The 13,940-nt window shown below is 47.0% G+C and carries 14 protein-coding genes; 8 read left to right on the plus strand and 6 right to left on the minus strand.

Annotation, left to right across the window (positions count from 1 at the left end; translation table 11 throughout):
• The first annotated feature begins 7 nt into the window (after positions 1-7).
• From FHW36_RS19635 to FHW36_RS19655, 5 genes are read left to right on the plus strand one after another with little or no spacing between them, the layout of a single operon-like run.
• Complete coding sequence (locus FHW36_RS19635) at positions 8-304, plus strand: hypothetical protein (protein ID WP_145671294.1); 297 nt, start codon at positions 8-10, stop codon at positions 302-304.
• A gap of 4 nt (positions 305-308) precedes the next feature.
• Positions 309-554 carry a hypothetical protein gene (locus tag FHW36_RS19640; RefSeq protein ID WP_145671295.1) on the plus strand — a complete coding sequence of 82 codons (246 nt, stop codon included), beginning with the start codon at positions 309-311 and terminating at the stop codon, positions 552-554.
• Between the two features lie 3 nt (positions 555-557).
• The gene (locus tag FHW36_RS19645) at positions 558-755 is read left to right on the plus strand and encodes a hypothetical protein (RefSeq protein WP_145671296.1); all 198 of its coding nucleotides are present in this window, start codon (positions 558-560) and stop codon (positions 753-755) included.
• Positions 752-1,300: a hypothetical protein gene (locus tag FHW36_RS19650; protein WP_145671297.1), complete on the plus strand. Its 549-nt coding sequence runs from the start codon at positions 752-754 to the stop codon at positions 1,298-1,300. Before FHW36_RS19645 ends, FHW36_RS19650 begins: the two co-directional genes overlap by 4 nt.
• Positions 1,297-1,827: a hypothetical protein gene (locus tag FHW36_RS19655; protein WP_145671298.1), complete on the plus strand. Its 531-nt coding sequence runs from the start codon at positions 1,297-1,299 to the stop codon at positions 1,825-1,827. The genes FHW36_RS19650 and FHW36_RS19655 overlap by 4 nt, the downstream gene beginning before the upstream one ends.
• An 84-nt stretch (positions 1,828-1,911) precedes the next feature.
• On the opposite strand, the gene FHW36_RS19660 is transcribed toward FHW36_RS19655, so the two are convergent.
• The 4 genes from FHW36_RS19660 to FHW36_RS19675 all read right to left on the minus strand — a co-directional run bounded on the left by FHW36_RS19660 (position 1,912) and on the right by FHW36_RS19675 (position 4,650).
• A complete protein-coding gene (locus FHW36_RS19660; RefSeq protein WP_145671299.1) occupies positions 1,912-2,286 on the minus strand; it encodes a response regulator in 375 nt (124 codons plus the stop codon).
• 231 nt (positions 2,287-2,517) lie between these two features.
• Positions 2,518-3,774 carry a CinA family nicotinamide mononucleotide deamidase-related protein gene (locus tag FHW36_RS19665; protein WP_145671300.1) on the minus strand — a complete coding sequence of 419 codons (1,257 nt, stop codon included), beginning with the start codon at positions 3,772-3,774 and terminating at the stop codon, positions 2,518-2,520.
• A 4-nt stretch (positions 3,775-3,778) separates the two neighbouring features.
• On the minus strand, positions 3,779-4,201 hold the full coding sequence (locus FHW36_RS19670; RefSeq protein WP_145671301.1) for an acyl-CoA thioesterase: 423 nt from the start codon (positions 4,199-4,201) through the stop codon (positions 3,779-3,781).
• A gap of 41 nt (positions 4,202-4,242) precedes the next feature.
• Positions 4,243-4,650, minus strand: coding sequence for a DoxX family protein (locus FHW36_RS19675; RefSeq protein ID WP_145671302.1), 408 nt, complete (start codon positions 4,648-4,650; stop codon positions 4,243-4,245).
• Positions 4,651-4,858: 208 nt separating this feature from the next.
• Here FHW36_RS19675 and FHW36_RS19680 point away from each other — a divergent pair, with 208 nt between their 5' ends.
• The 3 genes from FHW36_RS19680 (at position 4,859) to FHW36_RS19690 (ending at position 10,711) form a co-directional block, all read left to right on the plus strand.
• Complete coding sequence (locus FHW36_RS19680) at positions 4,859-7,936, plus strand: tetratricopeptide repeat protein (RefSeq protein ID WP_145671303.1); 3,078 nt, start codon at positions 4,859-4,861, stop codon at positions 7,934-7,936.
• Between the two features lie 19 nt (positions 7,937-7,955).
• The gene (locus FHW36_RS19685; RefSeq protein ID WP_145671304.1) at positions 7,956-9,605 is read left to right on the plus strand and encodes a TonB-dependent receptor; all 1,650 of its coding nucleotides are present in this window, start codon (positions 7,956-7,958) and stop codon (positions 9,603-9,605) included.
• Positions 9,606-9,766: 161 nt separating this feature from the next.
• Positions 9,767-10,711, plus strand: a complete 945-nt coding sequence (locus FHW36_RS19690) for an HU domain-containing protein (protein WP_145671305.1) — start codon at positions 9,767-9,769, stop codon at positions 10,709-10,711.
• Here the strand turns inward: FHW36_RS19690 and FHW36_RS19695 are convergent, their stop codons facing one another.
• Together FHW36_RS19695 and FHW36_RS19700 are read right to left on the minus strand one after the other, a co-directional pair.
• Positions 10,712-11,611, minus strand: coding sequence for an SDR family oxidoreductase (locus FHW36_RS19695; RefSeq protein ID WP_145671306.1), 900 nt, complete (start codon positions 11,609-11,611; stop codon positions 10,712-10,714).
• Between the two features lie 71 nt (positions 11,612-11,682).
• Positions 11,683-13,776 carry a prolyl oligopeptidase family serine peptidase gene (locus tag FHW36_RS19700; RefSeq protein ID WP_246121194.1) on the minus strand — a complete coding sequence of 698 codons (2,094 nt, stop codon included), beginning with the start codon at positions 13,774-13,776 and terminating at the stop codon, positions 11,683-11,685.
• Positions 13,777-13,940 lie beyond the last annotated feature (164 nt).

A 13,940-nucleotide genomic window follows, 5' to 3' on the forward strand; every position in this document is an offset into this window, starting at 1 on the left:
TTAACCCATGGACTTTCAAATGAGCTACGAATTAACACAGAACGATATACTTCGTACCAAAGTGCGAATGGCCTGCGTAAAGGCCGCAAACGATATTCTCGCAGATACATCCGCAGAAGCAGCGCCTAAATGGCCATTCTGCCGGTTTGTTATCCGTGAACCAATGAATAGCTACTGGCTGGATCAGATCATGTTTTCTGTTGTGTCAAATCCGATGATATCTGCTCAATCATCGGATAACGATATTCAATTTGAGGTAAACTCCGTGTTTTCAAAACACGCTTTAGCAAATACAAATCTTTAACAAAATGGCAGACACAAAATTTGGCGTAAGCCAACTGACAACAAAGACACCGGCCTGGGCTAATATAGCCTTCTATGTCGTACTAACACTTACTACCGCTGCTACCTTTGTGGTAGCCAGTGATCCGGCAATCCCGGATGACTTAAAAGTTCGTGTCGGCATCTACCTAAAGGCATTTGATTTTGTATCCCTGGGCATCTCCAAGATGTTCGGCGTAACTGTGGAACCACCTACCTGGGGCAAAAATTAATCTATGAAGGAACGGATAGTAGCATTCGCCAGTGGGGATCTTCTCGCAATGTTCGGTATGTGGCATGTATTGGATATTCAAACCATGTTCGTGGACATCGCATTCAAGGTCGCCATAACTGGCGTACTGGGGATTGTTGGAGGGTTTACTGGTCTTCTCGGAAAAGACCTTTACATCTGGTATAAAAAACACAAAAAATGAAACCATATTTGATTATTCTGGCCTACATATCGATATGCAGCTGCACGGCGGTGAGGAAATCTATTAACTCACACCAGGCAACAACCCAACAGACAGATAATAGTACCATAAACTCCGGTTATACGAAGGAAACAACGGTTACCGAAACCGGTTCAGACCAGCTGAATGTGCCGGGCGATAGCATCACTGCAACCGGTTATGTGCCAGCTGGGGACGCCGGTGCCGCGGAGTCGGAGTCAGACGGCATGACCATAACTACAACCACTACGCCGATAAAAGATTCCACTGGCAAAACAATCGGCAATAAGATATCCACCCGAGCGACGGTCAAGCCAAGAACAGTATCCGCGCCTATTAATAAGACCACGCACATAATAGAGGCCGGCAAAACTGAGGAACGGAAGGATATAGCCACAACAGTGCAGGTACAGGATAAAAGCACCGCAAAAAGGGTATGGCGACCGTCCGCCGGTGTGCAGATTATTATCGCTCTGGTGGTTATCCTGAGTCTGATATTGGGAATATATAAAATGATAAGAAAATGAAAAATGCGTATCCCAAAAAACCAATGTTACCGTACCAGCGCACTCAGGTGGAAATGTCCGTAGTGATACAGGCTATTAAAAAAATAAGCTTCCCGCTGGAGGTGAAGCGTGCCGGCTATATGGTTTTTAGAAAGGAAAGCGGCAATGGCCAGTCTGGGATCAACTTTAATTTTTTCGGACTGCAGGCCGACGCCGGCCAATGGCCAGATAAATACGACAACCTGATTGCTGGCGTGGTTAGTAAGATTGAAAATGGTACGGGCAAAACCCGCCTCTTTTTGGCTTTCAATAACCTGGTTGATAGTCTCACCATGCTACTGGATCGCCTACAACACCGAGGCTTATTTGTCGGCGGCCAGGTAGATATGGATAAACTGGATATTCATATGCCGGTACCGGATATTAACCAATTCGCCAGGGCCTATAAAAAGTGCTGGGCTGCCGGCGATAAGAACGCAGAGCCAAATACAGAGGATATAAAGGGGTTTAGATCCATGTACAGCCAGGCAAAAACAATTTTCTTATAAACCACAAATATGGGCTTGAAAGATAGCAAAAGGGGCCAGGTAGACACCCGGCCCCTTTCCCCATTGTCATATTATATATAAAAATCATCCGGTGTCAGGCCCCTGCTCCGGCCTGTATTTGTTTATCTCCTCCAACAGAGTGTCGAACAAAAAAGGTTTTTCTAAAAACGCTGTAGCGCCAGCAGCAAATGCTTCTTCCCGCGCTAAACCCATGCTTGACACTACGATAATCGGCAGATCTGAATCGACGCCCCTTATTAATTTAGTCAATCTTATACCATTTATACCAAGCAACGGCAGATCTGTAATAACAAGGTTTATCCGATACTGAAAGGTTTCAAACTTATCCCAAGCGCCATGCCCGTTACTAACAGATATTGTTTTTATCCCTGCAAGATTTAGTAATTTACTTATCGTTGTGATGTAAAAAACGTCCTGGTCTACTAAGAGTATCGTCATTTGCGAATTTTAATAGGCAAATTCAGGTAATCAGCAGACTTTTAATTACGGGAACCCATAAATAAGTGATATTTAAATTGGGTAGATATATTATCAATAATGTATATTTGACATAAAAAAAGACATAAAATTTTACACCCATTCCATAATTAGCCATGGTAGCAGATCTGAAACACTACTGCTTTAGTGCGCAACAAAAATAAGGGAATTGTACCAATTCAAATCAGGGCATTATCCCTTTTGCAGAATGAGTTTGCGCAACTCATTCAGTGCGTAAACCGCCGTCATTTGGGTGTTCCGCTCCCGGTCGTATCTCAGCTGATGCTTTACTGTTACCATCCGGCCATCGGCCGCCGCAACGGCTATCCAAACGGTACCCACCGGCTTCTCCGGCGTGCCGCCATCGGGGCCCATAATGCCCGATACGGCAATGGCATAATCCGTTTGCAGCAATGTTAATGCACCGGTCACCATTTCCCTTACCACTGCTTCACTCACCGCTCCCTGTGCCTGTAAGGTGGCTGGTTTTACCCCCAACAGCTTCACTTTCATTTCGTTGGCATACACCACTGCACTACCCTTAAAATAAGCGGAGCTGCCCGGTACCGACGTTATCCAATGGGCGATCAACCCGCCGGTGCAACTTTCTGCCGTACCCACCGACTGCCCCCTGTCTTTCAACAGCTGCCCCAATACCTCGCCTATCGTAATATCCTGGTCAGCCACGGTAATGTCTGCCAGCAATGCTTTTAATTCATGAAATAAGGTACTCGCTTCCGCCGCTACGGATACTTTATCCAGGCCGAAAGCGGTTAATCGCAACTTCAACAGGCTGTAGCTGGGCAGGTAAGCCAGCTTCACATGTGGCGGCAACTTCACTTCAAAGGCCACCAGCCGCTCCGCGATGAAAGATTCACCCATCCCGGAAGTGATCAGCGTTTGATGTACCACTGCCGGCGTCTTAAAATGATCTCCCAGCATCGGCAATATATCGTGCTCCATGATCCCCTGCATTTCATGCGGCACACCGGGCATCGACACATAGATCCTTCCCTCTTTCTCAAACCACATCCCCGGTGCAGTACCACGCCTGTTCTGGATTACCGTGCACGATGCCGGTACCATACTCTGGTCTAAATTACGCTGCAGCAGAGGTAATCCCCGGCTTTCAAAAATATGCAGCACATTTTCCAGGGCGCCTTTATCCTGTACCAGGTGCGTGTTGAAATACTCGCACAAAGTAGGCTTGGTAATATCATCGGCGGTAGGCCCCAACCCACCGGTAATTAATACAATATCTGATACCGCCGCCTCGCGGGCCATCGCGTCCAGTATATCCTCCCGGACATCCCCAATAGCTACACGCCGGTGTACCCATATCCCTATGGCATTCAACTGCTGCGCTATCCAGGCCGAATTGGTATCAATTGTTTGTCCTATCAGCAACTCATCGCCAATGGTAATGATACTCGTGGTGATCTTATCCATGATACTAGTGACTGGTTTCTTTAAAGAATGGTGTTAATCGCTTCTTCAACTCCTCCGGTAAACCGGCCTTCTGCTTGGTTTTCATATCGATAAATACCAGGGTGGTCACACCTACATTCAACAATTCATTCCGCTCATTATACAACTCGCTATGAAACTGTATCTTAGAACTCTTGGGCATTTCCCGGAGTGTAGTCTTCACCGTTATAAGGTCGTCATAAAGCGCCGGACGCAGGTATTTTACATTCAACTCCGCCACAGGCATAATCACACCCTGCTCCTCCAGCTCACGGTAGGTGAATCCCAGCTCCCGGATGGCTTCTGCCCTCCCTACTTCATAATACAGGCCATAGTTACCGTAATAAAGATATCCCATCTGGTCGGTTTCTCCATAACGTACCCTGATCGTTGTAATACTGCTAAACATGGTTCCTTACTATTTTATACCCAAACGTTTACTTGAAAATTTTATTTACCAATCGCCCCATCCAGCGAAAACTTGCCGGGACCAGTAAACAGCAATGTTACGAAGGCTCCCAGAAAAATAATAGGCAATTCTTTTTCAGAGACGGAATCTTTGGCATGAATCATAAAAATAATCACGCTCATACAGATAATCAGCGGTATGGTGGCCAGTCTGGTCAACAATCCCATTATCAATAACACTGCACAAAACACCTCTGCAAACACCGTCATGGCCAGTGAATATTTATGCCCAACCCCCAATGGATCCGGAAATGAATTCATTTTGGCAGTAAAATTGATCAGCTTGGGCCATCCATGCAGTAAAATCAGTCCCCCGGAAAGCACCCGGAGCACCAACATGGAAAAACTAACGGCGCCATTGGTGTAGCCAGTTGAGAGCAGTTTTCTCATAGTAGGTAAGGTTTTTGTGCCTGTAATTTATTTTTCGCAAGATAAATGAATACACTTTGCCCCGCTTCCGGAGTTATCCACATTGTTGGAAACCCGATGGGAAAAGAAAGGATATAACTTTTATATTTGGCTCGCAAAGGAAACCTGTGGGAAATATTTTACCAGAAGAATCGTTTTAAACGCATATTCAAGACATAACAGCTATAGCATGCAATTTATAAGAAAAGTTTTTATTCCCGGACATCTGTACTTGTCTATCCTGGCTTTTGCCGGTGCGGGTTTGGCGGGGATGCCTGCTGCACAGGCACAGCAAACACGCATATATACAGACCCGGAAAAAGTATTCAAGGACGCACAGCAATATTTCCAACAAGAGAAATATGCCGTGTCCATGCAGCTTTTCAAGCAAACGATCGATAACATCGACTACTTTCACGAAACCAACCGTGACCTGGTTAAAACAGATGCCTTCTACTATTATACCATCTGCACCCTGAAACTGCAACAGGACAATGCAGAAAAACAGGCACTTGAATTCTTGAAATTAGCCAACAACAACGCCCGCGAACAACTGGTCAGCTACCAGCTGGCTAAATACTACTTCCGCCAGAATAAACTCAAAGAGGCCATTCCCCTCTACGAAAAAGCCAATATCGAAAATCTCTCCAACGCAGAAATAGCAGAAGCCAAATTCGAACTGGCCTATTGCTATTTCAACCTGAAAGATTTCAATAAAGCCCAGCCCCTGTTTGCTTCCATCAAAGAAGTACCGGGCAAATACAGTCTTCCTGCCAACTATTACTATGGCTTCATCTGTTACTATAAACACCAGTACAGTGAAGCGCTCAGCAGCTTCCAGAAAGTAGTGAACGAACCTAAATACAGCAACGTAGTACCTTACTATATTGCTGAAATCTACTACTTCCAGGGCAAAACAGACCAGCTGATTGCCTATACAGAACCACTGCTGCAAAAAGGCGGACAATACTACGACGCGGAACTGAAACAACTGCTGGGTAAAGCCTACTTCGAAAAAAAGGAGTACAAAAAAGCACTCCCCTACCTGCAAGACTTCCAGGATAATGCAGACGAAGTAAGAAATGAAGACATCTACCAATTGTCTTACGCTTACTATCAAACCAATAACCTGACAAAAGCGATCAGTGGCTTCAAACAACTGAGCAGCTCCAAAGACTCGCTGGGACAGAATTCCATGTACCTGCTGGGCGACTGCTACCTTCGCACCGGTCAGAAAGCAAATGCCCGCAATGCCTTTGCCTTCTGCGCCAATAATAGCTCCAATGCTGCACAACAGGAAATTTCCCGCTTTAACTACGGCAAATTGTCCTACGAACTGGGATACCCCGATGCAGCCCTTAATGAACTCACGCAGTTCGTTAAAACATACCCGCAATCGGCTTACAACAAAGAAGCCAGGGAAATACTCGTGAACCTGTTCATGAACAGCAACAACTACAAAGACGGTTTAGCTACCATTGAGATGATTCCAGATAAAAACCCTACAGTGCTGAAAGCTTACCAGAAAGTAGCCTATGGCCGCGCCACCCAGCTGATCAACGATCAGCAACTGGCAGAAGCCGACCGCCTGCTGGACATTGCCATCAGCCAGCCTTATGATCCGCAAATCAAACAACTGGCGCACTTCTGGAAAGCAGAAATTGCCCTCCGCCAAAATAAAACAGAACCGGCCATCACTAACCTGAATGCCTATCTGAGCACCACGGCGCCCGTATCCGGCGAAGCCAATGCGCAAACAGCCAGCTACAACCTCGGTTACAGCCTCCTGAAACAAAATAAATACACGGAAGCACTGCCTTACTTTGAATCAGCCCAGAAAAGCAGCGGCCCTAATGCAGCACGCATCGCTACCGACGCCGCCCTCCGCAGCGCCGATTGCTACTACATGCTCCGCCAATTCCCTAAGGCACTCTCGCTGTACGACCGGATCATCAGCAATAATGAACCCGGCGCCGACTATGCCACTTATCAGAAAGCCGTGATCCTCGGCCTGCAGGGTAAACAAAGCGAGAAACTGGCACTGCTGAAACAACTGGGCAACAAGTTCCCCAGCTCCGGCTTTAATAACGAAACAGATATCGAAATAGCCAATACCTATCTCTCCCAGGAAAAATATACAGAAGCCATTCCTTTCCTGGAAAATGTATTGCAGAAACAACCCAACGGACCTAACGCTCCCAGGGCGCTGCTGAAGCTGGGATTAAGCTATTACAATAAAGACAACGACAGCAAAGCAATGTCTTACTACCGCCAGGTAGTGGAAAAATTCCCGGGATCGCCGGAAGCAAATGAAGCGCTGCAAAGCATCAAATCTATCTATGTAAGCCAGGGCAAAACAGACGACTACGTAGCCTTCCTGAAAGCCAATGGCAGAACAGTTACCGCCTCCGCAGAAGATTCCATCTCCTACGCAGCAGCGGAAGCCAGATTTACGGCCAACGACTGTACAGGCGCTACAACAGGTTTCAACAGCTATATCCAGAAGTATCCTAACGGACAGTTTATTTTACCGGCTTACTTCTATAAAGCAGAATGTGCCTATAACAATAAAGACTATACGGCGGCACTGCCTGCCTACGAATTTGTATTATCGCGCAACAACAGCCTGTATGCAGAAAGATCTGCACTCCAGGCCGCCAATATCAACTTCTACCAGGTTAAAAATTATGATAAGGCGCGGAACTACTACCTGCAACTGCAGGACCTGGCCACCAGCAAAGAAAACAGCCTCGCTGCCACCAGGGGATTACTCCGCAGCAACTACCAGCTGAAACGCTGGGACGAAGTATCCAACTATGCTGAAATGTTGCTGGCTGCCGCCAATATCAGTACAGACGACCAGATCATTGCCCACTTCTATCGCGGTAAAGCGGTACAACAGGCAAAAGACTATGCTGCTGCTATCACCGAATTTAAAACGGTAGCCAACATGACCAAGTCCGAAACTGGCGCGGAAGCTCGCTATAGTATCGCCGATTGCTACCTCCAACAAAATGAACTGGATGCCGCTGAGAAAGCCGGTTTTGATGTGATTAAAAATACGCCTTCCTACGAATACTGGGTGGCTAAATCATATATCCTGCTGGGTGATGTATATGCCCGTCAGCAAGACTTTTTCAACGCTAAAGCCACTTACCAGAGTATTGTTACCAACAGCACCATTCCTGAACTGAAACAGGAAGCAAAAGATAAGCTGGCTAAAGTAGAAGCAGAAGAAAAAGCAGCGGGTAAGAAACCGAAGAAATAACATTTAAGCGCAACAAAGCATGAACATTCCAACAACATATAGTAAACGTACTTTCATCATCACCACGCTGGGATTAACCGGACTGTTGTCATCGCAACAGGTCTTCGCCCAGGAGCCGCTGAAGCAGGAAACGATCGATATCATTTCCACTAACCAGCCTAAACTGCGCGATGCCTATAAACTCAATCTCACGGCTTCCCTGCCAGGCATTGATACCAGCAGGCCTTCGCTGAAATACCAGATACCGGCACTGAACCTGAATTTCATGTACCAGGCCATGCCCCTGAAACCACTGGCGTTGGGCAAAGATTCGCTCTCCTATCTCCAGAATAACTTTGTGAAACTGGGCTACGGCAACTATAAAACGCCTTACGTGCAGGCAGGATTCGGAAGCGGCAGGCAAAATCTCTACAACTACGGACTGTATGTAAACTATACCGGCTCCAAAGGTAAAGAGATCCCCGACCAGGATTACAGTAACCTCAATGTGCTGGCTGCCGGTACTTACCTGGCGCCCAAACTCCGCTTCGACGGAAGCATCGGGTACGACCGTAATACCGTACACTATTATGGTTACGGCCACGATACGGCCAACTATAAAAAGAAAGATATAGAGCAAACGTTCAACCAGGTAACCGCTGCTGTAGGCATGCAAAACCGCCCACAGAACGATTGGGCCTTTACCTTTCAACCTACGGTGAAGTTTATCCTGTTTAACGACTCCTATAAGCGCACCGAAAATACGTTCCTGCTGAAAGTGCCGGTGAAAAAACAGGTGTTTGAAGATATCTATGTTGGCGTAGAAGGCGTATTCGACTTGTCGACTTACAAGGAAGATAACAATCGCGCTATCAACAACAACATTGCAGCCATCCACCCTGCGGTAGACATCATCAAGCCGGGCTTCGTACTCCATGCCGGCGTAAATCCTACCTGGTCTGACAGCAAGTTCTACCTGTTGCCCGACATCGTGAACGAGTCGCACCTGATCCGCAAAAAGCTGATCCTGAGCAGTGGATGGATCTCTTACTTCGAAAAGAATTCTTACCGTAACCTGGCCAACAAAAATCCGTTCCTGGCCGGATTACCGGGAGAAATGCTGAATACCCGCATAGAAGAAAAATATACCGGTATCAAAGGTACGCTGGGCAGCCATTTCAACTATAACACCAAATTCGCTTCCGTTACCTGGTACAACCTGCCGCTGTTTGTAAACGATAGCGCCGATACCAAAAAATTCACTACCCGCAACGAAACGATGTTGCGCGCTTTTCAACTGCATGGCGAAATCGGGTACATCGAAGAAGAGAAATTCCAGGCAAGGGTGAGCTTCGACTGGTATAACTATAACAAGCAGGAAACAGAAGTACAACCCTGGCACCTGCCTGCATTCCAGGGCGACTTGTATGTACAATACACCCTCGCTAAAAAATTACACCTGAATGCAGACCTGTTTGCGCTGAGCGGCAGCTATTACCAGCTCCCCAACAAAGATTTCGGTAAAACCAAGGGAGCCTGGGATCTCAATGCCGGCGCCTCTTATGACATCAGTAAAAACTTTGGCCTGTGGGTGAATGCCAATAATATCTTCAACTCACATTATCAACGTTACTACCTCTATCCAACTTATGGTTTCAATATTGTGGGTGGGGTGCTAATAAAGTTTTAACTTAGCTATCAGCCGTTGGCTTTTAGCTAAACCAAAATGCAGCGGACGTATACTTCGCTGCATTTTTGTTTAAGTGAATAGCCCAATACACCAATGATTCTTAACAGCCAAAGACTGCCGGGCATACCGGTGGCTACCGGCCAAAAGCGAAGCACCATATAATGATCCTTCAGCAATACATACACGAAGTGCTGTTTAAGCAACGGGTTTGCGTAGTCCCCCATCTGGGTACCTTTTCCGTACAACATTTTCCGGCACATTATAATACCAATACACAAACATTAACGCCTCCCCGCGAACAGGTAATGTTTACGCAACAATGGCAAGACGACGGCTCCTGCCTGGAATGGATTGCCCTGAAAGAAAACCTGGTTCCTGCTGTGGCACAGCGCAAGCTTGAAAAATACCTGGAAGAGCTGAAAGCCAGCCTCCAGCCAGGCACTCCGCTGGTACTGCCGGGGATAGGGCAGCTCCAGGGCGACTTTGCCGGCAATATTCATTTCCATGCGGAAGAATTGCCAGTATCCCGCGATACGCTTGATATAGCGCCATTGTCACGCCCGGATAGTAAACCAGCTCCGCCGCCAACACCCACCCCTGCGCCACCCGTATCTGTTACAGAACCAATCATGACCCCGGAAGTGGAGGAAACGCTGGAAGCATTAACGGAAGAAAGTGGATTTAAATGGTGGTGGGCCGCTATTCCCGCTGCTGCCATCATCATAGGCGTAGCAGTATGGTGGTACGTTTCGGGTATATCTCCGGCGGTATCGTCTTCGGCTCCTTCTACCAATACAGATACTGTTACCCTCAAGCAACCGGTAGCCCCTGCAGTAGATTCAGCCCAACAGGCCATAGCAGATTCTGTGGCCAATGCCAGCAAGGAAATCACCTATTATGCAGTGATAGATAAATACAAGGACAGCAGCAACGCCGTATCTAACCAGAAACGGCAGCGCACCTGGAGAAAGCTGGAGTTGGTGATCTATAAAAAAGATGGCATGTTCAAACTGGCGTTGCCATTACATTCTGTCGCAGCCGATACTACGCAGCAACTCAATAAAGTAAAGGAAACGTTTAACAGGGCCTACCTGGAATTCCCATAATCAAGATTTTATTTCACCGGCCACAATTTCCAGCCCCTCTGCGAAAGTACGGGGCTGGTATCCCAGCTCTTTTTCCGCCTTATCGATGAGTAATCCCGTTTTTGTTGGGCGGGCAGCCGGCTGGGCCAGCGTTTTGGCACTGATCTTTTCCACGAGGGAGGTGTCCAGCTTAAAGAATTCGGCCGTTTTTATGGCCATATCATAAGGAGTCAAAATTTCATTTCCGGAGATGTTGAAGATACCGGTGGCTTTCTTATTGGCAATCAGCAAACAACCTTTCGCCAGGTCATGACACAACGTTGGCGTACGCCACTGGTCATCTACGACCTTCACTTTCTTACCCTGCTGTAAATTATTTTTCACCCACGTAATCATATTATTGCGATGCGGATCGGCTACCACGCCGTATACCAGCACCGTACGTACAATCGCCCATTGCAGCTTGCTGTTTACCACCAAACGCTCCGCCGCCACTTTACTGGTGCCATAATAGTTAATCGGATTTACCGCAGCATCTTCTCCATAGGGACCTTGTAAACCATCGAACACAAAATCGGTAGATAAAAACAGGAAGAAGGCATTACAGTTTTCTGCTGCATGTACCAGGTAACGGGTAGCGCCTACATTGGTATCCCAGCAGGCGTCTTTGTTTTTTTCACAGTCGTCTACCTGCGACATAGCACCGCCATGAATAATAATATCCGGCTGATGCTTTTCCACCAGCTGTTTTACGCTGCCGGCATCCCGGAGATTCACCGCCTCATAGGTGTATTTATCCCGCAAAGGAAAACGATTCGGGCCCCTGCCGGTTGCTATCACGTCATATTTTCCATCTTGCAGAAAAAGTGGGATCAAATGCTGTCCCAATAATCCGTTACTTCCAGTTATAAGTACCTTCATGTTCGTTTAGGGTATTTTTAAAGATAAGGAAAAAAGCAGAAAGCATAAAGCTTAAAGCTTTATGCTTTCTGCTACTTCGGTTGCATGCCCAGATTAAACATCGTGAAGGCCCATACGTCCGTGGCTTCATCGATCAGTTTAGAGGTAGGTTTACCCGCCCCATGTCCTGCCTGTGTTTCAATACGGATGAGCGTTGGGTTGGGCCCTGCATTGGCAGCCTGCAGAGTAGCTGCAAACTTAAAGGAGTGTGCAGGCACCACCCGGTCGTCGTGATCTGCCGTGGTAACCAATGTAGCTGGATACGATGTTCCCGGCTTCAGGTTGTGCAGCGGTGAATATTTCAAGAGGTAAGGGAACTGGTCAGCATGGTCGCTGCTACCATATTCTACCGCCCAGGCCCAGCCAATGGTGAATTTCTGGAAACGCAGCATATCCATTACGCCTACTGCCGGCAAAGCCACCTTAAACAAATCCGGACGCTGGGTCATACAGGCACCTATCAGCAAACCACCGTTAGAACCGCCACGGATAGCGATCTTCGAGCTATTGGTATATTTAGCCTGTACCAGGTATTCAGCCGCACCGATAAAGTCGTTGAACACATTTTGCTTCTTGTCGAGCATGCCCGCTTTATGCCAGGCTTCTCCATATTCGCTGCCGCCTCTCAGCGCTACTACCGCATATATACCTCCCTGCTCCATGAAATAGAGATTGGATACGCCAAAGCTGGGCGTCATCGGGATGTTAAAACCGCCATAACCATAAATCAGCACCGGGTTGTTGCCGTTGAGCTGTATGCCTTTCTTATAAGAAAGGAACATAGGTACACTGGTACCGTCCGCACTTTTGAAAAATACCTGTTTGGTTTCGTAGTCAGCAGGCGTAAACTTCACATCCGGTTTACTATATAAAGTGGAGGCGCCACTGGCGATATCATATTTATATACTGCCGGCGGTGTTACAAAGGAGGTATAGGTATAGAACAATTCCTTATCTTCCTTCTTTCCGCCAAATCCGCTGGCAGTACCGATGCCGGGCAGCTTTACCTCATGCTCATATTTCCCTTTATAGTCATATTGGTATACCCTGGCAGCAGCGTCTTTCAGGTAAGACAGGAACATTTTGCCGTTGGCGGTACCTACGCCTTCCAGCGCTTCCTTCTTTTCCGGTACGATCACTTTCCAGTTGGCCTGTCCGGGATGTAGGGGATCAATCAGCACCACCTTGTAGTTAGGCGCATCATGGTTGGTACGCACCAGTAATTTGCCACCGTCGTTATCAATAACGTCGGGTTCATAATCAAATCCTTTTATCAACAGGGCAAAATCAGTTTGCGCCGGGTTTTGCAGATCGCGGTACCAGAGCTCCCGGCCAGAGGTGCCTTCTGAGGTCGACAGGATCAGGAAGCGTTCATCTTCCGTAACAGATACACCAGCATTGCGCAGCGGATGCGCTTTATCCACATATATTAAGGCATCCTTTTCCTGCGGGTCGCCCAGCTGGTGATAATATACCTTGTGGAATTCATTCTTGCCAGAAAGTTTGCTGGTTTCGGTGGGCGCGTCATAGCGGCTGTAATAGAAGCCATTCCCCCGCCAGTCGAGGGAACTGAATTTTACCCAGTCCAGCTTATCCGATAGTAACTGTTTGGTTTCCACATCCATCACAAAACCTTCCTGCCAGTCGGAACCGGCTTTTGACAACAGGTAGGCCGCATACTTGCCATCTTTTGAAAAAGACATGGCGCCCAGGGCGGTGGTACCAGCGACAGACAGTTTATTGGGGTCCAGAAATACTTCCGGGGTACCTCCGAGGGTGGCGGAACGATAGAGTACCGCCTGGTTCTGCAACCCATCATTTTTATAATAGTAATAATATTTACCGTGTTTAACGGGGGCGCCGGTCTTCGGATAGTTCCAGAGTGCCTCCAGGCGTTTTTTAATATTATCCCTAAAAGGGATGTTGGAGAGATAGTCTTGCGTAACTTTGTTCTCTGCTGCTACCCATGCTTTAGTTTCTTCGCTATGGTCATTTTCCAGCCAGCGGTACGGATCGGCTATTTTTGTACCGTGATAATCATCTACCGTATCTACTTTTTTTGTTTCCGGGTAAATGATGGCTGGTTGTTGTGCCATTGCCTGTCCGGCTATTAAACTCACGCTCATAAAGATCCACCTCCTATTATTTTTTTTTGACATGCATAATATTTTTTAAAATTTTTAGCTACTTTGTTTGATGGAAATTAAAAATTTAGGTTATTTCATCAGATAACAGTTAGAAAACAATTGCAAAATGTTATTTTTGTGCGCCTTTAAGATATTTTTTTAGC

The organism is Chitinophaga polysaccharea (assembly GCF_007829335.1).
GTDB lineage: Bacteria > Bacteroidota > Bacteroidia > Chitinophagales > Chitinophagaceae > Chitinophaga > Chitinophaga polysaccharea_B.